This window comes from Streptomyces sp. NPDC048417 (genome assembly GCF_040651615.1).
Taxonomy (GTDB): Bacteria; Actinomycetota; Actinomycetes; order Streptomycetales; family Streptomycetaceae; genus Streptomyces.
Map to the genome: position 1 here is coordinate 214,004 of NZ_JBEZKI010000001.1, position 22,040 is coordinate 236,043.

A 22,040-nucleotide genomic window follows, 5' to 3' on the forward strand; every position below is an offset into this window, starting at 1 on the left:
TGACGGCCCATCAGATTTCGGTTCGGCTTTCAGGCTAGGCCCAGGAACCGGTACCAGCAAGAGCCGCCGGACCTCTTGCGACCCGCGCCGCCTTCCGCTGAACTGACGGATCGTCAGACGAATGGACGGATCCGGGGAGGGTGCGGGATGCGATCAGCCTTGCTGAGCGGTGCCGAGTGGTTCGCGGTGCTCCGCATCGGGCTCGGTCTGTGGTGGCTGGAGAGCTGGCGGCACAAGGACAAGAAACAGTGGTTCGGCGGCGGGGGCATCGGCTGGGCGGCCGGTGTCGCGGAGAAGCACCGCTGGCCGGTGGTCCGGCGGGGCTTCGACGTCGTCGTCGCGCCACGTCCCCGGCTGATGGCCTACGTGGTGGCGTACGCGGAGCTGGCCCTCGGCCTCGGCCTGACCTTGGGCTTCCTCACACCGATCGCCCTGGTGGCCGGGTTCCTGCTCAGCCTGATCTACCTGACCCTCATGATCCACGACTGGGCGGAACAAGGGCAGAACCTGATGATGGCCCTGATCTCCGCGGTCGGCATCTTCGCGATGTGCTGGCAGGCCTGGTCCCTGGACTCGGCCCTGGGACTGTTCGCCCCCTAGAGGCACGGGGAACAGCGCAACCAGCCACAACGACCACGACAAAGCCCCTGACCTCTCGAGAAAAGGCGATTCGTAGGCGCCCCAAAGGGGCGCGGGGAACTGCGCGACCAGCCACAACGAAGCCGCAGCCGACCGACGGCACACACGGGCGTCCCTCCCGGCGAAGCCCCTCGCACGCCTATGGCCTCTTCACGCCCGGCATGGCACCCTGCCCGTCGCCCGGCAGCAAGGAGACGAAGATGACTGCTCCCTCGGCGGAGTTGCTCAGAAAGCTGCACTCCGCACGTGCGCACCGTGCCTACGCGCGTGCACTGGCCGTCTGCCGCCACACGGGCGTCGACCCCGACGCGGCGCAGACCGTGCCGACGAGCCCGGTCGGCCGGGCCGCGAACGCGCTCCGGCTGTCGGCCCAGTCCCTCACCGCCCAGGCGGACACCGCACCCGACCCGGCGGCGGACGCCCGCTGCGCCCGCAACGCCGCCGCCACCGCGGCGCTGGCGGCACAGGTGGCGCGCTCCCTGGACGACCGCCCCGAGGCGGCAGCGGCCCTGAGCGCCGCGCTCACCGCGTCCAGGGCGGCCGCGGTGGCGGCCGGCGGCACCGCGGCGGGCCAGGACACGGCTCTGAACACGGCGGCCGACGACGCGGAGGAACAGGCGGTCGAGGCGGCACGCACGGCGGGCTGGATGCGGCGCTGAAGGCGTGCGGGTGCCCCACGCAGGGGCACAGCACCCCACGGCGATACGGCGCCCCGGGGTGCGCGGGCGCATCGCGCCAGGTGCCACGACGGCTGGCGCATCGCGCCAGGTGCCAGGCGGCCCACGGTGAACGATGCCCCCGTGCCGTTCGGCTCCGGTCCCTCCCCACGTGGGGACCGGTGCCGAACGGCGCGGGTGACCTCAGGCCCCGCAGGGCCCGCCCAGTCGGAGAGAGCAGCTGCTGTCGTCGCGCCACTCCGGCGGGTAATCACCGGTGGAACCTGACCGAGAACATGCGGTGCCGTGCACTGTCTCTGCGGACGCTGAGCTGGTCGGCCTGCCGGGCGACGCCCGACCACCGCCTTACTGGGGCGAAATCCTGCCAGTCGAGGTGCACATCTGAGGAGGCCATGACGTCCTGTCCGGGGCTTCGCCGCAGGTCAGGCGTATAAAGTGAGTTTTCCGGTCCGGATGTCCAGCAGCAGGGGAAGTAAGGGGTGGAGAGCCTTGGGTCCCGACGCAGGGGCACGGACAGCCTTCGCGGAACGTCTCGCGTTGCTGTACAAGGAGGCCGGCAATCCTCCGCTCAAACGCGTCGCCGAGGCGGTCGACCGACTGCATCGTGTCGACGAGCGAGGCCGGCCCGTGCGGGTCTCCGCCCAGCGGATCAGCGACTGGCGGCGGGCGAAGAACGTGCCCGCGCAGTTCGTCGCGCTCTCCGCCGTACTCCAGGTCCTCATCCCGCAGGCCCGGCGCTCCCAGCCGGCGCCGGTCTCCTCCGGGCTGTACGACCTGTCCCAGTGGCAGAAGCTGTGGGAGCGAGCCGTGGCCGATCCGGTCGGCGAGCTTGCCGTGCCGGAGACGACGGAGGAGACGGAGGCACCACCGGCGATCGACAGCGTCTGCCCGTACCGGGGCCTGGCCTCCTACCGCCGTGAGGACGCGCGCTGGTTCTTCGGCCGGGAGAGCAGCACCGCCGCCCTGGTCGCCCAGCTCCGGTCGGCGAAGGCAGGCGGCGGTCTGGTCATGCTGGTCGGCGCCTCGGGGGCGGGCAAGTCCTCGCTGCTGAACGCCGGCCTGGTCACCGCTCTGCAGAACGGCGCCCTGGCCGACGAGGAGGACCGCCCGCACGAGGTCCTTCAGCTCGTCCCGGGAGCGGACCCGGTCAAGGAACTGACCTGCCGCATACCGGAGCTGGCCGATCTGGCTGACGTGGACGATCCGGAGGCCGTGCGGGAAGCGGTCACGGCCTGGGCCGGGCGCGAGGCCGAGGATGTTTCACGTGAAACATGGCCCTCGGGAACCGATACGGCGCGTCCGGTCGTGATCGTGGACCAGTTCGAGGAGACCTTCACCCTGTGCGCCGACGAGGCGGACCGGCGGACCTTCATCCAACTGCTGCACGCGGCCAGTACCCCCGCCGCCTCCGGCGAACCGGCCCCGGCCCTGGTCGTCCTCGGCATCCGGGCCGACTTCTACGAGCAGTGCCTGGGCTATCCCGAGCTGGCCGACGCGCTCCAGCACCGGCACATGGTGCTCGGCCCGCTGACCACCGCCGAACTGCGCGACGCCGTGACCGCCCCTGCCAAGGCGGTGGGCCTGGAACTGGAGCCCGGCCTCGCCGAGCTGATCGTCCGTGAGGTGAGCGCCGACGGCCCGCGTGGCGCCCATGACGCCGGCGTCCTCCCGCTGCTCTCGCACGCTCTGCTCGCCACCTGGCAGCGCCGCAAGGGGGGCCGCCTGACGCTGGCCGGCTACCGGGCGGCCGGCGGCATCCAGGGCGCTGTCGCCGCGACCGCCGAGCGTGCCTGGTCCAGCCTGGACCCGGCCGCCCGCACCGCCGCCCGGCTGCTGCTGCTCCGCCTGGTCCGCCTCGGCGAGGACACCCAGGCGACCCGCAGGCGTGGCACCCGACGCCAGCTGGCCGCCGAGTCCACCGACCCGAGCAAGACGGAGGAGTCACTCGAAGCACTGGTCCAGGCCCGCCTGGTGACCCTCGACGCGGACACCGTGGAGATCACCCACGAGGCGCTGCTACACGCCTGGCCCCGGCTGCGCGAGTGGCTCGACGAGGACCGCAACGGCAATCTGCTGCGCCAGCGTCTGGAGGAGGACGGCCGGTCCTGGGACGACTCCGGCCACGACTCCGCACTGCTGTACCGGGGTTCACGGCTGGAGCAGGCCCACACCTGGACGAAGTCGGCCGGTAACACCTTCCTGACCCGCAGCGCGGTGGAGTTCCTGGCGGCCTCGGTACGGCTGCGCCGTCGCACGGTGTGGATCAGCAGGGCCGCCGTGTCGGCGCTGGTCGTACTGGCGGTGCTGGCCGCCGGCGCGGCCGTGGTCGCCCGGCAGCAGCGGGACGACGCGATGTTCGAGCAGGTGATCGCGGAGGCCGACCGGTTCCAGTACTCGGACCCGGCGCTCTCGGCCCAGCTGGACCTGGTCGCACACGGTCTACGCCCGGACGACGAGGGCGCCAACAACCGTCTGATATCGATCGTCAACGCACCGCTGGCCACCCCACTGCTCGGCCACACCGGCGCCGTCTACCTCACCACCTTCAGCCCCGACGGCAAGACGCTGGCCACCGCCGCCTACGACCGCACGGTCCGCCTGTGGGACGTGAGCGACCCGACCCGTCCCAAGGCTCTCGGCAAGCCGTTGCTCGGCCACACGAGCTGGGTCTCCAGCGCGGTCTTCAGTCCGGACGGCAGGACCCTCGCCAGCGCCGGCGACGACGGCACCGTACGCCTGTGGAACGTCTCCGACCCGGTCCACCCGGCGTCCCTGGGCACCCCGCTGAGCGGTCACGACGGCACGATCTACCTGGTCGCCTTCAGCCCCGACGGCCACATCCTGGCCACCGCCGACGAGGACCACACCGTCCGCCTGTGGGACGTGCACAACCCGCGCCACCCCACGTCGATCGGCACCCTGTCCGGCCACACCGAAGCCGTACGCTCCCTCGCCTTCAGCCCCGACGGCCACACGCTCGCGGCCGGCAGCGACGACACCTCGATCCTCCTGTACGACGTCTCCGACCCCCGGCGGCCCAAGCGCGCCGGGGCGCCGCTGACCGGGCACACCGGGACCGTGCACTCCGTGACGTTCAGTCCGGACGGCCACACCCTGGCGAGCGGCAGCGCGGACGACACCGTACGGCTGTGGGACGTCACCGACCGGGCGCGCTCCAAAGCCCTCGGTGCGCCGCTCACCGGGCACACCGGACCCGTCTGGTCGGTGGCCTTCAGCCCTGACGGCTCGATGCTCGCCGCGGGCAGCGCGGACTCCACGGCCAGCGTGTGGAACGTCGGCAACCCGGCCTTCCCCTCCCAGGTGGGCGAGCCGCTCGCGGGCAGCAGCGGGGAGATGTACGCCGTCGGCTGGAGCCCCGACGGGCACACCCTCGCGACCGGCAGCGGTGACGGCAAGATACGGCTGTGGTCGATCCCCGGGTCGGACATGATCGGCGCGGCGGGGGCGTTCAGCCCGGACGGCCGCGTCCTGGCCACCGGGGGCGGCGACAGCCGGATGCGGCTGTGGAACATCACGGATCCGGCCCGGCCCACGACGCTCGGCGAACCGTTCCGGACCGGGTGGCGGGACCTGCGCTCGATGGTGTTCACCCGTGACGGCCGCACCCTCGTCATCATGACCGGTGAGAACAACATCAACTGGGTGCAGCTGTGGAACATCTCCGACCCGGCCCACCCCAGCCAGTACGGTGCGCCCGTCCGGCTGAACACCCGGTACGCGGGCGCCGAGGCACTGGCGCTGAGCCCGGACGGGCGCACCGTGGCCGCCGACTACGACGACCGCACGGTCCAGCTCCTGGACATCACGGACCCGGCCCACCCCAAGCAGCTCGGCGAGCCTCTCAAAGGCCACACCGGCTATGTCAACGCGCTGGTCTTCAGTCCGGACGGCAGGACCCTGGCAAGCGGCAGCGCGGACGGCACGGTCCGCCTCTGGGACGTCTCGGACCGGTCCCGTGCCAAGGCTCTGGGCGGCCCGCTCAAGGGCCATCTGGGCCCCATCAACACCCTCGCCTACAGCCCCGACGGGGCGACCCTGGCCAGTGGCAGCGACGACGACACGGTCCGCCTCTGGAACGTGTCGGAACCGGCCCGTGCGACCCGGCTGGGCTCGGCCCTCACCGGCCACACCGAGGCGGTGGTGTCCCTGACCTTCAGCCGGAGCGGCAAGACCCTGGCCAGCGGCGGCAACGACAACACGGTCCGCCTCTGGAACGTCTCGTCCCCGTCCTCCGCCCACCCCATCGGCCAGTCCATGAGCCCCAACGCCAAGACGGGCAACTTCCTGTCCTTCAGCCCGAAGAGCAACATGCTGGGCGTCTCCAGCGGCGCCGACACGGTCCGGCTGTGGAGCCTGGACGTCGACCAGGCGGTCAGCCGTATCTGCTCGGTCACCCGGAACGTCCTGACCCAGGCGAAGTGGCAGGAGTACCTCCCCCGCCTCGCCTACGACCCGCCCTGCGACGACTGAACCGGTGCTCTGCGTGACCGCCTTTGAGTGATCCCGATCACAACTGCTCACGACGGTCGAGAAGTTGACCCCCGCCGCACAGGCCACCTTGTTAGGCTGACCGCAACCCGGTCGCTGGTGCATCCCCCGTCGCCAGCGACCGGGCCTTTCCATACCCGGAGCCGGACGCGAAACGTTCCGGCCGCCGGCCATGAGCACCCACCCACGCCAAAGGCCCCCGATCCATCCGGACCGGGGGCCTTCGTGCTGGTGGGGCTAACAGGATTTGAACCTGTGGCCTCATCCTTATCAGGTCGATCACGGCACCTTCCGGACCCTGCACTTCGCCGGGAAAGCGACTCGACGCCAGCCGCTCAGGTACGCCGGAATCCGACCGCGTTCGCGGCTGTTGGTGTCAGCCACTGGTGTCACCGATCAAGCGACCTCTTGACAACCGATCGCTCGGCCTGCTCTGCAGCGCACAAGAACTGATGGGCCGGCGTCACCAGCTCGCCGGGGATCGGATCAATGCCGCGCACTCGGACGGCCACGATATCGATCACGACGGGAGAGTGAGGGGGCTTGATCTCGACCAGCCGCCACCGGAAAGGCCGTGGGACGTCCTTGGCCGGTAGGTCCGCCATGGCCAAATGGACCCATCGATCGTAGACAGTCGGATAGACGCGCACGTCAGCCCCACACAGGCGGCAAGTCGGCGGCTCCACAAACGTCACATCGTCGGGGTCGAACTCGGGTCGAGGTGGCGCCGTTGCGCCCTCTTTCTCCGCCATTTCGTTGGCGAGACGATTCCAGCAGTCGTCGCACAACACAGCCATGAGATCAATGCGCCCTCGACTGCGGACCGTCGGGCCGGTCTCCCCGCAGCGCTGGCATAAGTGCTCGTCACGATCGCCGGTCGCCCCCATGTGTTCGAGTGTGAGCGGATCTGACCGGGTCCTAGTAGGTCGCGATTTAGCCTCATTTGGCGATCACGTGCCGACAGGCCGGTGGATCCTCGATGGCTGCGCCGAGGTTCCACCGGCTCACCCTCTCGATGCGAACTACTGGTGGGACGGTCGCTGGGGTCTGATGGGCTGGTCAGTGAATCGTCTGGAGCTGGTGACGGTCGGTCACGGTCGCGGTGGTTGCTGTACTTCGCTGCTGTACAGCACCAGTACCTGGCGCCGGGGAGGTCGGCAGGTCATGATTGCGAAGTTTGGTACGACGGTGCGAAGCACGCGGGGGTGGAGCAGTGGTTTGGTATCTGTTGGCGCCCGGCGCTCTGGTGTCGGTGCTTGTGGCAGTGGGCGGAGTTGCCGCCATCAGGACGGGATGGGTGCCTCCGTGGTTGCGCCGGAAGACCTGCCGGCCCCGGTTGTGGGGGTACGGGGCGCTGCTGATGTCGGTGTTTCTTGCTGCCCAAGTGGTGAGCGGGGCAGTTGCCGGTCCATACTCACAGCTCCTGGTCGTCAGTGGGGGGCTCGTGGTGTTACTGACCGCGATGGGGCTGATGCTGGCCTCACAGCGGCCAGGACGGCCCCATTGAGGTTCGCCTCCCACCACCACTCGCCTTGACGACTCCCTCAACCCACCCAGCTCCCATCCCGTCTGCCGTCGGCCCACACACCGTGGAGCGGGCGTGGTTCAGGGCGTCCAGGTGGAGCGCGCCACTGTACGAACGACCTGGACGCCCTGGGCCGCGTCTGCTCGGCTCTGCCTGGGTCGATGGCAGACGGGATGGGAGCACCCCGCGCACGCCACTGACTCGCCGGCACTCGCGAACGGTGCCCCCGCCATCTCGGAGCCTGAGCGCCCCCGCCGGAGGCTGGTTTTGACCGTGGCTGCCCTTCTACGGTGATCGACTCATGACCCGGCTCTGGCCACGTGGGCGCGCGTCGGCGCAGCGCGGGCGGAGCGGGCCGAAGGCAGGAGCGGCGCCCGCGGCGGAGCCGGGAGCGCGCCCGGCGGAGCGGAGCGCAGCCGGCTTGATGAGGTAGAGAAACCTGTAACAAGGTCCGCGTCGGCCTACGCGTCGAAGTCGTACTCCAGGATGTACGAGGCCGCGTCCAAGGTCATCTCGTTGATCTCGACCGGGCGCCCTTCGTCCGCGAATGCGGTCCGGCAGATCAGGATGACCGGCGTACCGGAGGAGATGCCCAGCTGCGACGCCTCATCCTTCGAGGGCATGCGCGAGCGGATCTCTTCGCGGAAGTGCACGGGCTTGTAGCCGAGTTCGGCAAGGCGGGCATAGATCCCACCTGCCCCCGGATCCTCGTGCGTGATGGCGGAACCCCCCACCACTGATGTGGGGAGGTAACTGGTCGCCAGCAGCACGGGCTTCCCATCCAGCACATACCGCCGCCGGCGGACGCAGACCGTCTCCTCGTCGGCAAGGTCAAGTACGCGCCCGATGTTCTCCGGTGCGGCCTCCTCTGACACCGCCACCTGGTCCACTTCGAGCGTGCGGTTCTCGGTATCGGCCGCCCAGATGGATCGACCGCTACCCCACTGTTCCTCGGAAAGCCGCTGGATGCCCCGGCGCCGTAGAGGCCGGAAGGACCGAACGAAGACGCCGGCGCCCTTGCGGGCCTCGGCTACGCCTTCGTCCTTGAGTACACCCAGCGCCTGACGTGCCGTCATGCGGGCCACGCCGTGCGCGGCCATCAGCTCATTCTCTCCCGGAAGCCGATCACCGGGACCGTATTCGCCCGACTGGATCGCCTCGCGCAGGGAGTCTGCGATCCGCTGGTACTTCGGCCGACGGTCGTCGTCGGTGGTGGCCATTCGGAAGCCCTCCTCTCTTCTCTAGACAGCCTAGGGCATGGGCTGGTCACCCGCTCAGTGCGTGTAACCGCAATCCTTCGCCCTCAACCTCTCTAGACATCTTTCTTGACGACGTCTCTAGAGATGTGTTCCCATGGAGATGTCTAGAGAGGTCGCGTAAGGCGGCCTCCAAGAACGAGGGATGTGCTCATGCCGTCTTTCAAGGTCGACCTTTCGACCGCTGTGGTGTTCGTGGCGACTGCGCCGGAACCGAAGATGGTCAACAAGCGGACCGGTGAGCGGGCCGTGGACCGGGACAACCCCAACGTCGGTATGTCCACCGTGGGCCTGCTCGTCTCCGACGAGGGGGAGGGCAACCTCTACCAGGTCACCGTCCCGGAGACCGGGCTCCCGGAGGGCCTCGCGCCGGGCACCATGGTCGCCGTGACCGGCCTCAAGGCCCGCGACTGGGAGAACACGTTCAACGGCGAGAAGCGCCACGGGATCTCGTTCCGCGCGGTCGCGGTCACCCCGCTGGGGGCCTGACCATGACCGACGTCACGCCCTGGCTGGAGCTGGGCACGGCTGCTGCGGGTGCTGGTGGGATCGGCTACGCGAAGGTCCGCGCGCCGCGCGTGTACTGGTCGCTGGTCGGTCTGCCGGTCACCTGGGGCCGGTTCACCTGGACCTACGGGTCGACCATGGAGGTGTGCGGGCTGACGGTGCAGCCGTCCCGTCTGCGAGCGTTCATGGCACGGAACGTGGCTCATCGTGAGGTGCGGCCGGTCCCGCCGAAGGTTCGCCGGGTGCGGGGCACGTCGACCGGTCTCCTGGTGATCCTGCGGCTGCCGGCCGGGCTGGAGCCCGCGGACATCGCCGCGTCCTCGCAGCGTCTGCGTCACGCGTTCGGGGTGCAGTCGGTGACCGTGTCGGAGACCAAGCCGGGCTTTGTCGAGCTGCGGATGACCGGCTACGACGTCCTTGGCCGGGTCCGGATGCCGCGCACGGCCAAGCCCCGTGACCTGGTCGTCCCGGTCGCGCTGCGGGAGGACGGTTCGGTGTACGAGCGGGACTACCGCAAGGTGCCGCACGGTCTGATCCTGGGCGCGAACCAGTCGGGTAAGTCCATGCTTCAGCGCAACCTGATCAAGGGGCTGGCTCAGCTCCCGGTCGGGCTCGTGGGGATCGACTGCAAGCGTGGTGTCGAGCAGTCCCGCTACGCCTCCCGGCTGTCGGCGCTCGCGACCGATCCGCAGTCCGCCGGCCTGCTGCTCGATGCCCTGGTCCGTGAGATGGAAGAGCGCTTCGACCTGCTCGCCCTGCACGGCGCATCCGACCTGTGGGACCTCAGCGACGATGTCCGCCCGGTGCCGCTGGTCGTCCTCATAGACGAGATCGCCGAACTGTTCCTGGTGACCTCGAAGAAGGATGAGGCGGCCCGCGACCACACTGTCATGCAACTGGTCCGGCTCGGTCAGATGGCCCGCGCGGTGGGGATCTACCTGGAGGTGTGCGGGCAGCGCTTCGGCTCCGACCTGGGCAGGGGCGCGACCGCCCTGCGTGCCCAGCTAACCGGCCGCGTGGTGCACCGCGTCAACGACAAACAGACCGCCGAGATGGGCCTGGGGGACATCGCCCCGGACGCGGTGTCGGCTGTGACTGCGATCCGTGCGGACCGTCCCGGCGTCGCGGTGGCCGGCGACACCTCCGGCGGCTGGTCCCGCATCCGCACCCCTGAGATCACCGCCGACGAAGCGGCGGCAGTCTGCCGCGAACACGCGGACCTGGCACCGGACCTGCCGTTCCTGGAGCCGTTCCGGCCCGCGGTCCTCAGCGCGCCGGCCAAGGCTCCCGTGCTGGTGATCCCGGAGCCGGTCACCGAGTAATCCCAGGTTTTCTCCGGTCGGCGCGACCGCCTCGCGCCAGGTCCCTACCCGCTCCATGCCCAAACCCCGGAAGGAGATCGCTCATGGCCAGGACGAAGACCCCGGAGCCGAAGCCTCCGCAGTGCGAGGTCTGCAAGGGCACGGGTGAGGTCTCCCGCACGGTCCAGGTCGGCCGCAAGCGCCGCGCGGTCGGCAAACAGACGGGGTTCTGCCTGAACTGCCTCGGCTCCGGCGAAGCCCCCACCGACTAGCCCCTGAAGGAGGTGAAGACATGAAGCGCTCCATCCGCCCGGACGCGGTACTGGTTCAGGCTGTGATCGCGGGTGCGTTGTCCTTCGCCCACCTGCACGATCTCGCCCAAGCTGCCGGGCAGACCGGATGGAAGGCCTGGGCCTACCCGATCAGTGTTGACCTGCTGCTGGTCGCCGCGTGGCGTCGGCTGCGGGCACAGCGGTCCCGGCTGGCCTGGTGCTGGTTCCTGGTCGCCCTGGTTGCCTCGCTCGGTGCGAACATCGCCACGGCCGGGTTCCTCGACATGGAACACCCGCCCGCCCTGCTCCGCCTGGGCGTCGCTGGCTGGCCCGCGCTGGCCTTCCTCGGCGGCACCCTGCTCGCCCACCAACACACCGACCCCACCCCGGACCCAGCACCGGCACCCGCTGTCGAGCCGGACCCGATCTCGCGTCCGGTGGTCGACGTCGACCGCTCCGAGACACCCGAACCGGCCCCGGAGATCCCTGAGCCGGAACCGGTCCCGGCGCTTCCCAAGGCCGCTGTGAGCGTGCCCCCGGCGCTCATCGACCACGCCCGCAAGGTTGCCACCGAACACCGCGCTCGCACCGGAGCCGAGATCGACGCGTCCACCCTGCGCGCCCGCCTCGGCGTCCCAGAAGACCTCGCCGGCGCCATCGTCGCCCAACTCGCCTGACAGACAAGGAGGTTCCACCGTGCGCCCGAACCGCTTCTACGACGTGATCCGCATCGGGCCGGTCAAGGTCGCCACGTTCAACAACGGCCGTGGCCAGACCAAGCACATCGCCGCCTGCACGGCTCCCAACTGCGGCGTCTCCAACGAGTACTTCGACCGGTCCGCCGCCGAACTCGCCGCCCGCACCCACACCTGCGTCTGACCCCGAAAGGAGATCCACTGATGTTCACCCCGAAGTACCCGACCCCGGACACCGCTCCGGCCCCGGCACCCGCAGTGCCTCAGACCATGACCCCGGCGCCCGTCGTCCCGGCCACTCAGGCCTTGGCCCCGGTCACCCAGGTGGCCCCGGCCCCGGTTCCGGCCAGGCCGACCATCCAGCTCACCCCCGGCTCCATGCTCGCCCTCGCGGCCGGCGGCGGCGCCGTGGTCCTGGTCGTCGGCGCGGTCCTGGTCTCCATGCTCCTCGCCGTCGCCATCACCGCCGTGTCCGTCGCGCTGGTCGCGGTCGTCCTCAAGTCGCTGCTGAAGGACCTCAACAACCAGCGCTGAACGGCCCCCGGAGCGGCCTCGGTCGCCAAACTTCCGCCGCTCCGGGCGCCTGCACCCATTCCTGATCCAACGGACCCGAAAGGGAAGTCCCATCATGCCCCGGAACACCCCGAGCCCACGCCCCTGCCGCGACTGCGACGGCTTCCCCCGCGTCGCCATCGCCACCGGCACCCGCAACCCGGACGGCACCCGCACCACCCTTCGCGTCGACTGCCCGGCCTGCCACGGCACCGGCACGACCGCCCCCGCCCCGGTCCTTGCCCGGATCGCGCGGTGACGGCCATGGAGAACCTCACCGTCTCGGCCCACATCGAGCCGGACACCCGTTTCCGCGTCACGCCGTTCGCGGACCGCACGCACCCCTTCGTTAGCCTCCGCCTCGGCGGCGACAGCATCGAGATCGCGCTTCTCGCCGCGCCCGGCACCTCCGAGGCCCTGCGCAACCTCGCCGCCGCCGCGATCGAAGCCGCCGGCGCCCTGGACGCCATGACTGCTGACGCGCCGGAGGTGACCGGCCGTGGCTGACCTCACCCCGACGCCCGACCGCCCCGGCCTGCACGTCAGCAAGCCGTCCCCGGACGCCCCCGCCACCGCATCGGCCGTTTGCCACTGCGGTGCCCGCGCCACCGCCACGGGTGATAGCCAGGTCAAGGCACTCGTCGACGGCTACACCGCCAACCACGGCCCCGCCCACCGAAAGGGCCGGTGAGCGCGTGACCGACACCGCCACTCTGGCGGGCCTGGGGGACCCGGCCACCCTCGCCGACGTGCTGAGGCTGGCCGGGTCCGCCGGCTTCGACCGCGTACAGGACCAGATCCGGCGTACGGGCGGCTGTTCCGACCCGATCCACCTGCACGGCTCCACCGTCACCCGCGACCGCACCACCGGCCAGATCCTGCACCGCTACGACACCGACAACGAGCCCGGCGGACGGCTGCGGATCGCGTGCGGAAACCGCCGCGCATCCCGCTGCCCCTCCTGCGCCTGGACCTACGCCGGAGACACCTACCACCTCATCCGCGCCGGCCTCGTCGGCGACCCTGCCAAGGGCACCCCGGAGACCATCCGGGAGCATCCCCGGGTCTTCGCCACCCTCACCGCGCCCTCGTTCGGCCCGGTCCACAACCGGCCCGGCACCCGGCCCTGCCGCTGCGGCACCCGCCACGGCGAGGACGCCCTCGAACTCGGCACCCCGCTCGACCACGACACGTACGACTACGCGGGCGCCGTGCTGTGGAACAACCACGCCTCCGAGCTGTGGCGGTACTTCACGATCTACCTGCGCCGTGAGATCGCCCGCCGCGTCGGCCTCACCCAGAAAGCCGCCCATGAACAGTCCCGGGTGGCCTTCGGCAAGGTCGCCGAGTACCAAAAGCGTGGAGCCGTCCACTTCCACGCCGTGATCCGCTTCGACGGACCCGACGGACCAGACAGCCCGCCGCCGGACTGGGCCACCCTCAACGTCCTCACCGACTCCATCCGTGCCGCCGCCGCTCGCGTCGCTGTCGACGTACCGCCCGCGGGAGACCAGCCCGCCCGACTGCTGCGCTGGGGCACACAGCTCGACGTACAGCCGATCGGCGCCTTCGGTCACGGCGAGGAGATCACCGAGGCTGCCGTTGCCTCCTACGTCGCCAAGTACGCCACCAAAGCAGCCGAGACCACCGGCACGGTCGACCGCCGCATCGGCAACAAGGAAGCCCTCGTACTTCTCGGCGTCCCGGATCACCCGCGCCGGCTGATTGAGGCCTGCCTCGACCTGAACGCCCTCTACCCGGACCGCAAGCTTCGCGACTGGGCTCACATGCTCGGCTTCCGCGGCCACTTCTCCACCAAGTCCCGCCGCTACTCCACCACCCTCGGAGCCCTCCGCCAGACCCGCGCCGACTACCGCGCCGCCCAGCAACGCGAAGCCCTCGGCCTGTCTGATCCCGACGACACGGAGGCAACCACGTTCACGCTCGCCCACTGGACCTACGCCGGCCACGGCCACACCCCCGGCGAATCCTGGCTCGCCGCGAACATCCGCCGGGAGATCCAACTCAACCGCGACACCGCATGCGAGGAACTACCCGCCCTGCTCGACCTGGAAGGAGCCGCCACATGACCACAGCCGTCCCCGAGCTGCTGACCGTGCCGGAGGTCATGGCGAGTCTCAAGGTCGGCCGGACCAAGGTCTACGACCTGATCCGTACTCACCGCCTGGTCTCGATCAAAGTCGACGGCTGCCGTCGCATCTCGGCTGACTCGGTCGGGGACTTCATCCGCAGGCAGATCGAACGGGGCGACCGATGACCAAGAGGCGCCCCAACGGCGGCGGCACGATCTCAAAGCGGGCGGACGGCCGATACATGGGCCGCGCGTACGTCACCGACACGGACGGCAACCGCGTCCGGAAGACCGTGTACGGCACCACGTGGGACGAAGCCAACGAGAAGCTCGGCAAGCTCCAGGACCAAGAGCGCAACGGCGTCCCGGTGCCCTCCCGCTCCTGGTCGCTCGGGGAGTGGTTGGCCTACTGGCTGGAGCACATCGTTGAGCCGGACTCCGAGCACAACACGTACGTCAAGTACGAATCCAAGGTCCGGCTGTACCTGATGCCGCACCTCGGTAAGAAGTCGCTGGTCAAGCTGACCCCTGCCCAGGTTCGCGCCTTCATGGCCACATTGAAGCGAGACAAGGTGCCGGCGCCCACGCGGTTCGAGGTGCTCCGTGTGCTCCGGAACGCCCTCAACCGGGCCATCCGCGAAGAGCTGCTGACGCGCAACGTCGCTCTCCTGGTCGACATGCCCAAGGTCAGTAAGGACAAGGGCACGGCATGGAACGCCCGCGAGGCGGTCACGTTCCTCCGTACGGCTCGTGCGCACCGCCTCTACGCGGCCTGTGTGCTCGTCCTGGTGATCGGTCTCCGCCGTAGTGAGGTGCTGGGTCTGCGGTGGCGGGACGTCGATTTCGAGGGGAGGCAGTTCACGCCGGTCAAGCAGGTGCAGCGGGAGAAGGGCGTCGGTCTGGTCCTCAAGGATCTCAAGACCGAATCGTCACAGGCGGTGCTCCCCATGCCGGAGTTCTGCGCCCGCGCCCTGGAAGAGCGGCGGGAGCTGCAAGAGCTGGAACGGAAGATCGCCGGTGAGCACTGGACACAGGAGCCGGATCAAGACCTGATCTTCTCGTCCGAGCATGGCGGCATGCTCGATCCGGTGGGCTTCTCGCGGACCTTCGGGCGACTCGTGAAGCGCGCCGGCGTCCGCCGCATCACGGTCCGGCTCGCCCGGCACACCTGCGGGACCCTGCTCGCCTTCCTGAAGGTGCACCCCAAGGTCGCACAGGCGATCCTCCGGCACAGCCAGATCAGCATGACCATGGACGTCTACACGCACGTGGTGGGCGACAGTGAGCGGGAGGCCGTCGCGATGCTCGCTGAGCTGCTGGAAGATCCGCTCATCGGCTGATCGCCGCTGTTGGTGTCAAGCGCTGGTGTCAAAAGACCCCCGGACCGATGATCCGGGGGTCTTTTCGCTGGTGGGGCTAACAGGATTTGAACCTGTGGCCTCATCCTTATCAGGAATCAGCGCTTAAATAGCGATCTTCCCAGGTCAGGGAACGTGCAGGTCACAGGCTCATCTACACCTGTCTACACTGCCCGTACCTGCTCAACCCCTGTGCGGCATGCGGCTTTCCCGGGAGAGCGGCGGGATAGGTCGGGAGAGCTCAGGCCGCCGGAACGACTCGCAATTTCCGTTGTCGCGGGGCCCTTACGCCGGGCTTTCCGTCCTCAAGGGCCGCCAATACCTGCCCTGGATAGTCGGCCGCCGCGTGCGTGTAGATCCACGTCACCTCGCCCGCCCGTTCATGACCGAGGATCTCCTGCGTGATGACCTCCGGCACTCCGCGCGCGTGCAGCCGGGAGGCGAAGGCATGCCGGCAGTCGTGGAAGTCGGGCCACCAGTCCGTACGTTCGACCTTCACCGGCCGACGGCGGCCAGTGTTCTCGTCGACCTGCTCCACCGTGACCGTGCGCACCTTCTTCCGCACGACGCCGGCCTTCTCGATGGCGTCCGTCCAGAGCCGTCGGAACGCGGACCGCCGGAGGGGGGCCCGGTACGCCTCGCCCACACCGTCGATCGCCTTGGTTCCACGCCGGACCTTGTTCCGGCCGTGGAACACCAGCTCCTCCTCGCAGAGCCCGTCCTTCGGTTCGGACACCGCGCGGGAGGGGGTGCCCTCGGCCGATTCCTCAGCCCACAGCTCGCGCAGTACCCGGGCCGCGAGGCCGGTGAGCGGCACCGATCGCAGACCGGCGTCACTCTTCGGGTACTCCTTGCGCTTGATCTTCCCCCGCGGTTCCACCAGGACCTCGCGGACGTGGATGCGCCGGCCGTCGAAGTCGACGTTGCACCAGCGGAGTCCGGCCAGCTCCTGGAAGCGGAGTCCGGTCTCCTGGGCGACGATCAACAGTGCATGCATGTACTCGGGGAGCCTCTGCCGGATCAACCAGAGCTGCGCGTAGCTCGGGGGCCGCCGGTCCTCCGGGTGCTTCTTCTTGATCGTCGGCAGCTTGACGCCCTCGGCCGGATTGAACGGAATGCGGCGATCTCGGCGGGCGTCCTCCAACATGCGGTCGAGGACCTGGAACACCTTCGTCACCGAACTGGCGGCGAGCGGGCCGCCGTTCTCGTCGTGCAGGGCGTTGACCCAGAGCTGGGTTTCTCGCCACTCCATCTCGAACAGCCGGACGCTGGCGAAGGTGGGCGCGATGTGGTTGCGCCAGGCTGCCTCGTCCCGGAGCTGGCTCTGTGTCCAGTGCTCGATCCTCGGCTCCCCCTTGGTCTGGGTCGGCCACCACAGACGCCACCAGGCGGAGAGGGTGATCTCGCCTCGGGAGGGGTCGATCCACGTCCGCTGCCGCATCTCTGTGCGGGTCTGCTCGAGGAAGGCGATCGCCTCGGCGTGCGTTGGCTTCGTCCGGCTGCGGTCCCTGCCGGCCGGGTCCGTGTAGCGGGCCTCCCACGAGCCGACGTGCTCGGCGATCGCTGGCCGGTCCCCGGGCTTCTTCAGCTGGCAGGTCGGGCAGCCGCAGCGCACGGACGGCACCGGGCGTGGGTTGGTGGACGGCTCGAGAACCGCCTTCTTGCGCACCATGCGGGTGTACTCCTGATCAGAGAGTGGGTGCGCCGGCGGTGGCCGGGGTGAGCGCGAAGGGCAGATCGACTGGCTCACCGCAGAAGCAGAGCAGGCCGGCGCCTGGGATGTCAGGTGCGCCGAGGTCGACCGTAAGGATCGCGTGGAGTTCTCTGATCAGGTCGTGAGGGTGGGTGCCCCTGGCCACGAAGACGGTGACTTCGTCCGGGTCCCAAACGGCGATCGTGAGGTCTTCGACCACGGCAATGCGGATGCACACAGCTGTCCCCCAGCGGGTTACGCAGAAGCCCTTGATGATCCGCTACGGGAGGACAGCGGGTGACCGATGGTACCCACGTGTGCACATTTTGTGGAGATCGTTTCGATAACTCGATCTCGGTTTGTTTTTCGGTGAACTAAATCCGGACCATCCCCCCTTTCCCCCCACAAAGAAACAGGCCGGACCCGCTTAGGCAACCCTTACTTTCAGCTACGAGGTACGGCTCACCGTGAGCTGAGCCTCGGCATACCTGACAACATCGCGCTGCCTGTCGATGGGCAACTGACGGAACAACTTGAGCAGCCGCCCCTCGCGCTCCTCGTCGGCGCCGCCGGGTACGGCCCGGCCAACTGCCGCGAACATCTCGGCGGGCGTGACCGACAGCCCCCAGTCGTCGCGAAGCGTACGCACGAGCGCGCGAAGGGTGTCTGGCTGGACCCTGGACGTGCCCCGAGCGCGGCGCATCCACGCATTGAGCGTCGGATAGGAGATGCCGGCCTCAGTCGCCAGATCCTTCGGAGTCTTGTCCGGCTTCTCCGCGACAAGGCGATTGAGTAGGGCCGCCAGGTCCTCGCCCTGCGAGGCGGAAGCCTCGGCGGGGCCTTGCTCGCCGGGGTGGTTCTGCTGGCTGGTCACAACCAGAGGATCGGGCATCCCGGTCTACATGTGCAAGTAGATCGGAGATGGGTGACCCGTATTTGACGTTGCAGTTGTCGGTCTACAACGCCCCCGCTCGCCCCGTTCCAGCGCATCAGAACCCCTGCCCGCACCTCCCTTGACGCGATATGCGTCTACACGTAGATTGTAGATCGCCAGGTCGGAGCGACCTGGAGACCCACCGATTCGGCCATCGGCCGGAGGTTTCACCATGCGACGACTGGAAAACGGTGCTCCGCTGCGGGCCGCGATGAAGGCGGCCGAGCTGGACATCAGCCACCTCGCCGCCGCGACGAAGAGCGTTGACCCCACAGGGGAGGGCCTATCTCGAGCCTTGGTTGGTTTCATCGCCGGCCAGGGCAAGACGGCTCGCGAGGAGTGCAGCGACCACGCCGCCGGCCTCATCGCCGCCGCTCTCAACAAGCAGGTCGGCGACCTCTTCGAGGAACCATCTATTTTTTTGACCTCCGAATCTACATATACGCGTAGATCGAAGATTCCCGGCCGGCGTCGACAGCTGCCTGCGCAGCTCATGAAGCAGCACGAGCTGGCGGACTTCCTACGCAAGTCGCCGAGCTGGATCGACGAGCAGATCCGGCAGGCCGCAACGCGAGGGGAGACCTGGCCCGGGCTGTTCTACGTCGGCCGGTCTCGGCGCTTCGACCCACACGCGGTGCTGGAGGCGCTGCAGGAGCACCGCCAACCCGCCGCCTGACGTGAGAGAGCCGCCATGCCCCGGACGAGCGCGTACGCGAGGGCCTACCAGGCGCTGACCCGTGGCCGTGCACTCCGGCCCGACGAGGCTGCCGAACTACTCGCTGAGCTGCGCAAGGAGACCGCGAAGGAGCTGACGGACACGGTCCTCGAGCAGCTGGTCACCGACAGCCAGGTGACCTCGACCGACACCGAGGGCGTCATCCGCCGGAAGCGCAGGGCGTTCAGCGCCGCCAGCAAGACCCTGCGAGCGATCCGCCAGGCCGCCGCATCCACACCAACGACACCGGGGCCGTCCGGACCTGCCCGTCCGTACGGCCCCGCTCGAGACGTCACCTCACCACTCTGAAATGAGGATCACGTGGAACAGGCTATCGAGCCCTTCACCGACATCGCACCCCCGAGAGACGCATTCGACCACGCTCTCGCTGTGGCCGGCGCGGTCGTCGCCCCTCTCGGCACCGACCAGCGGCCGTTCGCCCTCGAGATCGAGGAGGACTTCCCGAAGGGCTACCGAGCCCACCTGAAATTCCGGGAGACCCGTGGCGAAGGCCTCTTGGCGTTCGCCGCCCTCGCCGACGTGCCGGTGACCCGCGCCGACACCGCCTTCGGCGTTTTCCTGGACGCCATCGCCCGCATCGAGGGCATCGAAGTCCGCGGCAGCGCGATGGTCTCCCCCTCACAGGCCGCGAGGCTCGAGGGCCAGCGCGCACCACTGCCCGAGCCCCCCGCCACGGTGGCGCCGGTCGCGCTTGGGGCCAGCGTGCTGGCCATGGTGCCCGCCGTCACTCCGGTCCCGTCGCTGGCCACGGACGGCCTGTACACCGAGGACGTCGCCCGCTGCGTGCGCTGCGGCTGCACCGAGGCCGCCGCCTGCGAGGGCGGCTGCCACTGGGTGCCCAATCGACAAATGGTCGACCTCTGCAGCGCCTGCACCACCGCGGAGGAGCTGCAGGCCATGACCTACACCGCCGAGGTCTCGGACGGTGGGGAGTGACCCAGGACCTGCGGCACGTCCCGCACAAGCTGCACTCCGCCCTGCAGATGGCTGTCGGCCTCCTCGACTTGCCGCTGACCGCCGCCCAGCTCGAGGCCCTGGCGCTCGAGTTGACCGGACCGGTACGGGCACTGATAGCCGAGGCCGTCACCGGCACGACCGACGACAGCCCGGTCCGGTACGCGGTCGCCGACCCGAACGTGGTCGCCGACAGTGACGGCGAGTTCGAGGTGTCGACCTGGGCTGGCTGCACCACGCGCATCAGCCTGGACGTCGACCTCGACTCTCCGGCTGGCACCGTCCAGGCCAAGGTCGCTCGTCAGCCGGACGTCACCGGCGTCGAGATCACCGACGCGTACACGATCGGTATCACCGTGGACCCGCGGTCGCTGGACGCCTGGCGCTGGTGGCTGGGTCAGTTCGGCATCGACCCCGCCACGGTCAAGGTCGACGGCACGGCGATGACCGCCACCGGCCTCAAGGACGGTGCGACGGTGCACCTGCGCGGCGACGGTGTCGCGGCGCTGTACGCCGACCGCGCCGTGGCCGAGCTGGTCTGCCTGCTCGCGCCGGCCGCGCCATGACCGGGCCTCTGACCACCGCCCAGTGGCTGACCGGCGCGGGCATCGGCCTGGGCTCGAGCACGGTCCTGCTGGGCCTGCTCAAGCTCGCCCTCGACGGGCCGCCGCTGCCGGACTACTCGGCCACCCGGAAGGCCCCGGCCGCGCCGCCGCCCTCCCTTCCCGCCCGCGCTCCGCAGCGCCGTCCGCGGCACGCCGCCGCTCCGGCCTTCGCCGACACCCTGCCCCTCACCCGCGTACAGCCCTACCGCGCGCGCCACAGCAAGGACGCAGCCTGAGATGGAACTGATCGAGAACACCTACTTCGGGTGGAACCCGCTCGCGCACGCCGTCGGCTGTCCGACCCCGGTCTGGGACGACGCCGAGGTACTGCACGAGGAGGGTGTCCGTCCCCTCGCCGGCAGCACCGAGCCGCACGGTTGCACGAACGGTGCCTGCACCCACGCGACCACGTTCGGCCGGGTCCGGCTGCGGTTGCTGTGCCGCGACTGCGACACCGTCCACACCATCTCGGCTGAGGGCCTGGGCCAGGCCATGGCCCACACCTCGGTGACCGGGTGGGGCCAGCCGCCCCGCCGGATCGGCGAGGTGTGGCTGTGGCCCGGCCGCCCCGCCATTCCGGGCGGTGACCCGCATCAGTACCTGGTCACACGCCAGGCCGCCACGGTCACCGAGGCCACCCTGTACGGGATCATCACCCGCTACCGCGACGCCTCCGGCAACCCGCTGTGGATCGCTGCCGCCGTTCCCGACCCGGACGGCGCCCACCAGGTCTCCACCCTGCGCTGGCGGTACTCCTCCAACGGCCTGGCCGAGCTCGAGGACGCGGCCGCCTGGATCGCCGACGCGGAACTCCCCGCCGTCCGCACGCTGGTGGTGACCGTCTGATGTCCCAGTCCCTCATCGCCGCCGCCCGGGCCGCCTACACGGGCCGCACTGTCGAGAGCGACGCCCAGCGCGCCGAGAACGAGGCCAAGGCCGCCAGCGAGTTCATCGCCGACGCCCACCGCTGCGCCCGCGACATTCTGGGCGAGGCCGCCGACGTCCTGTCCTGGGATTACACGCCCTGGGACCGTTCGCCCAAGGACACCGAGGAGGCCACTGCCGTCCTGGATCCCGGCCACCACCACTCGTTCGCCCTGCGCTACTCCCGCATGACCGAGCCCACCGAGGTGGCGTTCGCCCTGCTGGCAACGTGCGTGACCTGCGGGTGCCACACCGTCAACGAGGTGAGCAGCCTCGCGCATCTGGGCCAGCTCCTTGAGATGGCTGACCAGTCGGATGCGCAGCACCAGGAGCAGGCCCAAGGGGTGGCCGAGCCGCTGGAGTGTCTCGCCGACCTGCCGGGCCGGGCCAGCCTCTTGAAGCAGGTCGCCGCTCGTCTTACGGCGCTGTACCCGAAGGCCAGTTTGCGCATCGACACCGCCGTGATCTGGACCCACGCGGACGGTGACGGCAGTAGCGAACTGCACCTGCGGGCCACGTCTGCCGAGTCCGCCGCCAAGGTGGCCCAGTCCCTCGGCGCAGCCTCCGTGACCAAGACCACCGGCGACGCGAACTCATACGTGATGAGGCGGACCAACGCCACCGCGACCGTCGACGGCATCACCGTGCAGCTGGCCGGCTACACGCGGCTGTCGGACGACGAGACGGCTGCCTGGCTGGCCGAGCAGCAGCCGGCCGCCGAGGACGGTGAGCAGTGATGCCTGCCGCGCAGTTGCTGGTGGCCGTCGCCTTCGCGGCCGCCGTCGCCATGGTGGTCTGGGCCGCGCTGATC

The 22,040-nt window shown here is 69.7% G+C and carries 27 protein-coding genes; 22 read left to right on the forward strand and 5 right to left on the reverse strand.

The genetic code is table 11. The features are described from left to right. Nucleotides 1-147: 147 nt before the first annotated feature. The 3 genes from AB0D59_RS00950 (at nucleotide 148) to AB0D59_RS00960 (ending at nucleotide 5,807) form a co-directional block, all read left to right on the forward strand. Nucleotides 148-600 carry a DoxX family protein gene (locus AB0D59_RS00950; protein WP_362559169.1) on the forward strand — a complete coding sequence of 151 codons (453 nt, stop codon included), beginning with the start codon at nucleotides 148-150 and terminating at the stop codon, nucleotides 598-600. Nucleotides 601-839: 239 nt separating this feature from the next. Continuing rightward, entirely contained in the window at nucleotides 840-1,298 is a 459-nt protein-coding gene (locus AB0D59_RS00955) for a hypothetical protein (protein WP_362559172.1), read from the forward strand. Nucleotides 1,299-1,769: 471 nt separating this feature from the next. Beyond that, nucleotides 1,770-5,807: a WD40 repeat domain-containing protein gene (locus tag AB0D59_RS00960; RefSeq protein WP_362559174.1), complete on the forward strand. Its 4,038-nt coding sequence runs from the start codon at nucleotides 1,770-1,772 to the stop codon at nucleotides 5,805-5,807. Nucleotides 5,808-6,214: 407 nt separating this feature from the next. Here AB0D59_RS00960 and AB0D59_RS00965 read toward each other — a convergent pair whose 3' ends face one another. Beyond that, nucleotides 6,215-6,712, reverse strand: a complete 498-nt coding sequence (locus tag AB0D59_RS00965; RefSeq protein ID WP_362559176.1) for a DUF6083 domain-containing protein — start codon at nucleotides 6,710-6,712, stop codon at nucleotides 6,215-6,217. Nucleotides 6,713-7,811: 1,099 nt separating this feature from the next. Next, complete coding sequence (locus AB0D59_RS00970; RefSeq protein ID WP_362559178.1) at nucleotides 7,812-8,570, reverse strand: GntR family transcriptional regulator; 759 nt, start codon at nucleotides 8,568-8,570, stop codon at nucleotides 7,812-7,814. A gap of 189 nt (nucleotides 8,571-8,759) precedes the next feature. Here AB0D59_RS00970 and AB0D59_RS00975 point away from each other — a divergent pair, with 189 nt between their 5' ends. The 12 genes from AB0D59_RS00975 (at nucleotide 8,760) to AB0D59_RS01030 (ending at nucleotide 15,365) form a co-directional block, all read left to right on the forward strand. Beyond that, a complete protein-coding gene (locus tag AB0D59_RS00975; RefSeq protein WP_362559180.1) occupies nucleotides 8,760-9,095 on the forward strand; it encodes a hypothetical protein in 336 nt (111 codons plus the stop codon). A gap of 2 nt (nucleotides 9,096-9,097) precedes the next feature. Then, nucleotides 9,098-10,435 (forward strand): FtsK/SpoIIIE domain-containing protein, encoded by a 1,338-nt coding sequence (locus tag AB0D59_RS00980; protein ID WP_362559182.1) that lies wholly within the window; start codon nucleotides 9,098-9,100, stop codon nucleotides 10,433-10,435. 83 nt (nucleotides 10,436-10,518) lie between these two features. Then, nucleotides 10,519-10,686, forward strand: coding sequence for a hypothetical protein (locus AB0D59_RS00985; RefSeq protein ID WP_362559184.1), 168 nt, complete (start codon nucleotides 10,519-10,521; stop codon nucleotides 10,684-10,686). Between the two features lie 20 nt (nucleotides 10,687-10,706). Next, nucleotides 10,707-11,363 carry a DUF2637 domain-containing protein gene (locus AB0D59_RS00990; RefSeq protein WP_362559186.1) on the forward strand — a complete coding sequence of 219 codons (657 nt, stop codon included), beginning with the start codon at nucleotides 10,707-10,709 and terminating at the stop codon, nucleotides 11,361-11,363. 19 nt (nucleotides 11,364-11,382) lie between these two features. Continuing rightward, on the forward strand, nucleotides 11,383-11,565 hold the full coding sequence (locus tag AB0D59_RS00995; protein ID WP_362559189.1) for a mobile element transfer protein: 183 nt from the start codon (nucleotides 11,383-11,385) through the stop codon (nucleotides 11,563-11,565). A gap of 20 nt (nucleotides 11,566-11,585) precedes the next feature. Continuing rightward, nucleotides 11,586-11,915, forward strand: a complete 330-nt coding sequence (locus AB0D59_RS01000; protein ID WP_362559190.1) for a SpdD protein — start codon at nucleotides 11,586-11,588, stop codon at nucleotides 11,913-11,915. 94 nt (nucleotides 11,916-12,009) lie between these two features. After that, nucleotides 12,010-12,192, forward strand: coding sequence for a hypothetical protein (locus AB0D59_RS01005; RefSeq protein ID WP_362559193.1), 183 nt, complete (start codon nucleotides 12,010-12,012; stop codon nucleotides 12,190-12,192). Nucleotides 12,193-12,197: 5 nt separating this feature from the next. Continuing rightward, nucleotides 12,198-12,440 carry a hypothetical protein gene (locus tag AB0D59_RS01010; protein ID WP_362559195.1) on the forward strand — a complete coding sequence of 81 codons (243 nt, stop codon included), beginning with the start codon at nucleotides 12,198-12,200 and terminating at the stop codon, nucleotides 12,438-12,440. After that, nucleotides 12,433-12,624 (forward strand): hypothetical protein, encoded by a 192-nt coding sequence (locus AB0D59_RS01015; protein WP_362559198.1) that lies wholly within the window; start codon nucleotides 12,433-12,435, stop codon nucleotides 12,622-12,624. Before AB0D59_RS01010 ends, AB0D59_RS01015 begins: the two co-directional genes overlap by 8 nt. Nucleotides 12,625-12,628: 4 nt before the next feature. Next, complete coding sequence (gene repSA / locus AB0D59_RS01020; RefSeq protein WP_362559200.1) at nucleotides 12,629-14,023, forward strand: replication initiator protein RepSA; 1,395 nt, start codon at nucleotides 12,629-12,631, stop codon at nucleotides 14,021-14,023. After that, the gene (locus tag AB0D59_RS01025) at nucleotides 14,020-14,211 is read left to right on the forward strand and encodes a helix-turn-helix domain-containing protein (protein ID WP_362559202.1); all 192 of its coding nucleotides are present in this window, start codon (nucleotides 14,020-14,022) and stop codon (nucleotides 14,209-14,211) included. Before repSA ends, AB0D59_RS01025 begins: the two co-directional genes overlap by 4 nt. Next, nucleotides 14,208-15,365: a site-specific integrase gene (locus tag AB0D59_RS01030; RefSeq protein WP_362559204.1), complete on the forward strand. Its 1,158-nt coding sequence runs from the start codon at nucleotides 14,208-14,210 to the stop codon at nucleotides 15,363-15,365. The genes AB0D59_RS01025 and AB0D59_RS01030 overlap by 4 nt, the downstream gene beginning before the upstream one ends. Before the next feature lie 259 nt (nucleotides 15,366-15,624). On the opposite strand, the gene AB0D59_RS01035 is transcribed toward AB0D59_RS01030, so the two are convergent. From AB0D59_RS01035 to AB0D59_RS01045, 3 genes are all read right to left on the reverse strand, one after another. Beyond that, nucleotides 15,625-17,055: a site-specific integrase gene (locus AB0D59_RS01035; RefSeq protein ID WP_362559206.1), complete on the reverse strand. Its 1,431-nt coding sequence runs from the start codon at nucleotides 17,053-17,055 to the stop codon at nucleotides 15,625-15,627. A 16-nt stretch (nucleotides 17,056-17,071) separates the two neighbouring features. Beyond that, nucleotides 17,072-17,296, reverse strand: coding sequence for a hypothetical protein (locus AB0D59_RS01040; RefSeq protein WP_362559209.1), 225 nt, complete (start codon nucleotides 17,294-17,296; stop codon nucleotides 17,072-17,074). 228 nt (nucleotides 17,297-17,524) lie between these two features. Next, nucleotides 17,525-17,950: a helix-turn-helix transcriptional regulator gene (locus AB0D59_RS01045; RefSeq protein WP_362559210.1), complete on the reverse strand. Its 426-nt coding sequence runs from the start codon at nucleotides 17,948-17,950 to the stop codon at nucleotides 17,525-17,527. A gap of 232 nt (nucleotides 17,951-18,182) precedes the next feature. On the opposite strand from AB0D59_RS01045, the gene AB0D59_RS01050 reads away from it, so the two are divergent. From AB0D59_RS01050 to AB0D59_RS01080, 7 genes are read left to right on the forward strand one after another with little or no spacing between them, the layout of a single operon-like run. Beyond that, nucleotides 18,183-18,686, forward strand: a complete 504-nt coding sequence (locus AB0D59_RS01050; RefSeq protein ID WP_362559212.1) for a hypothetical protein — start codon at nucleotides 18,183-18,185, stop codon at nucleotides 18,684-18,686. A 15-nt stretch (nucleotides 18,687-18,701) separates the two neighbouring features. After that, nucleotides 18,702-19,034: a hypothetical protein gene (locus AB0D59_RS01055; RefSeq protein WP_362559215.1), complete on the forward strand. Its 333-nt coding sequence runs from the start codon at nucleotides 18,702-18,704 to the stop codon at nucleotides 19,032-19,034. 12 nt (nucleotides 19,035-19,046) lie between these two features. After that, nucleotides 19,047-19,682 (forward strand): hypothetical protein, encoded by a 636-nt coding sequence (locus AB0D59_RS01060; protein ID WP_362559218.1) that lies wholly within the window; start codon nucleotides 19,047-19,049, stop codon nucleotides 19,680-19,682. Beyond that, a complete protein-coding gene (locus AB0D59_RS01065) occupies nucleotides 19,679-20,266 on the forward strand; it encodes a hypothetical protein (RefSeq protein WP_362559221.1) in 588 nt (195 codons plus the stop codon). Before AB0D59_RS01060 ends, AB0D59_RS01065 begins: the two co-directional genes overlap by 4 nt. Continuing rightward, nucleotides 20,263-20,541, forward strand: a complete 279-nt coding sequence (locus tag AB0D59_RS01070; RefSeq protein WP_362559224.1) for a hypothetical protein — start codon at nucleotides 20,263-20,265, stop codon at nucleotides 20,539-20,541. The genes AB0D59_RS01065 and AB0D59_RS01070 overlap by 4 nt, the downstream gene beginning before the upstream one ends. A 1-nt stretch (nucleotide 20,542) precedes the next feature. Then, complete coding sequence (locus AB0D59_RS01075) at nucleotides 20,543-21,151, forward strand: hypothetical protein (RefSeq protein ID WP_362559225.1); 609 nt, start codon at nucleotides 20,543-20,545, stop codon at nucleotides 21,149-21,151. Continuing rightward, entirely contained in the window at nucleotides 21,151-21,966 is an 816-nt protein-coding gene (locus tag AB0D59_RS01080; protein WP_362559228.1) for a DUF6195 family protein, read from the forward strand. The genes AB0D59_RS01075 and AB0D59_RS01080 overlap by 1 nt, the downstream gene beginning before the upstream one ends. The last annotated feature ends 74 nt before the right edge of the window (nucleotides 21,967-22,040 follow it).

Excerpts from the sequence above, each read along its gene's own strand:
- AB0D59_RS01010 (WP_362559195.1), top strand. The coding sequence starts at position 12,198 with ATGGAGAACCTCACCGTCTCGGCCCACATCGAGCCGGACACCCGTTTC.
- AB0D59_RS01080 (WP_362559228.1), top strand. The coding sequence starts at position 21,151 with ATGTCCCAGTCCCTCATCGCCGCCGCCCGGGCCGCCTACACGGGCCGC.
- AB0D59_RS00980 (WP_362559182.1), top strand. The coding sequence starts at position 9,098 with ATGACCGACGTCACGCCCTGGCTGGAGCTGGGCACGGCTGCTGCGGGT.
- AB0D59_RS00975 (WP_362559180.1), top strand. The coding sequence starts at position 8,760 with ATGCCGTCTTTCAAGGTCGACCTTTCGACCGCTGTGGTGTTCGTGGCG.
- AB0D59_RS01025 (WP_362559202.1), top strand. The coding sequence starts at position 14,020 with ATGACCACAGCCGTCCCCGAGCTGCTGACCGTGCCGGAGGTCATGGCG.
- AB0D59_RS01000 (WP_362559190.1), top strand. The coding sequence starts at position 11,586 with ATGTTCACCCCGAAGTACCCGACCCCGGACACCGCTCCGGCCCCGGCA.
- AB0D59_RS01050 (WP_362559212.1), top strand. The coding sequence starts at position 18,183 with ATGCGACGACTGGAAAACGGTGCTCCGCTGCGGGCCGCGATGAAGGCG.
- AB0D59_RS01030 (WP_362559204.1), top strand. The coding sequence starts at position 14,208 with ATGACCAAGAGGCGCCCCAACGGCGGCGGCACGATCTCAAAGCGGGCG.
- AB0D59_RS01005 (WP_362559193.1), top strand. The coding sequence starts at position 12,010 with ATGCCCCGGAACACCCCGAGCCCACGCCCCTGCCGCGACTGCGACGGC.
- AB0D59_RS00990 (WP_362559186.1), top strand. The coding sequence starts at position 10,707 with ATGAAGCGCTCCATCCGCCCGGACGCGGTACTGGTTCAGGCTGTGATC.
- AB0D59_RS00985 (WP_362559184.1), top strand. The coding sequence starts at position 10,519 with ATGGCCAGGACGAAGACCCCGGAGCCGAAGCCTCCGCAGTGCGAGGTC.
- AB0D59_RS01035 (WP_362559206.1), bottom strand. The coding sequence starts at position 17,055 with ATGGTGCGCAAGAAGGCGGTTCTCGAGCCGTCCACCAACCCACGCCCG.
- AB0D59_RS00960 (WP_362559174.1), top strand. The coding sequence starts at position 1,770 with ATGTCCAGCAGCAGGGGAAGTAAGGGGTGGAGAGCCTTGGGTCCCGAC.
- AB0D59_RS00965 (WP_362559176.1), bottom strand. The coding sequence starts at position 6,712 with ATGGGGGCGACCGGCGATCGTGACGAGCACTTATGCCAGCGCTGCGGG.
- AB0D59_RS00950 (WP_362559169.1), top strand. The coding sequence starts at position 148 with ATGCGATCAGCCTTGCTGAGCGGTGCCGAGTGGTTCGCGGTGCTCCGC.
- AB0D59_RS00955 (WP_362559172.1), top strand. The coding sequence starts at position 840 with ATGACTGCTCCCTCGGCGGAGTTGCTCAGAAAGCTGCACTCCGCACGT.
- AB0D59_RS01070 (WP_362559224.1), top strand. The coding sequence starts at position 20,263 with ATGACCGGGCCTCTGACCACCGCCCAGTGGCTGACCGGCGCGGGCATC.
- AB0D59_RS01055 (WP_362559215.1), top strand. The coding sequence starts at position 18,702 with ATGCCCCGGACGAGCGCGTACGCGAGGGCCTACCAGGCGCTGACCCGT.
- AB0D59_RS00970 (WP_362559178.1), bottom strand. The coding sequence starts at position 8,570 with ATGGCCACCACCGACGACGACCGTCGGCCGAAGTACCAGCGGATCGCA.
- AB0D59_RS01075 (WP_362559225.1), top strand. The coding sequence starts at position 20,543 with ATGGAACTGATCGAGAACACCTACTTCGGGTGGAACCCGCTCGCGCAC.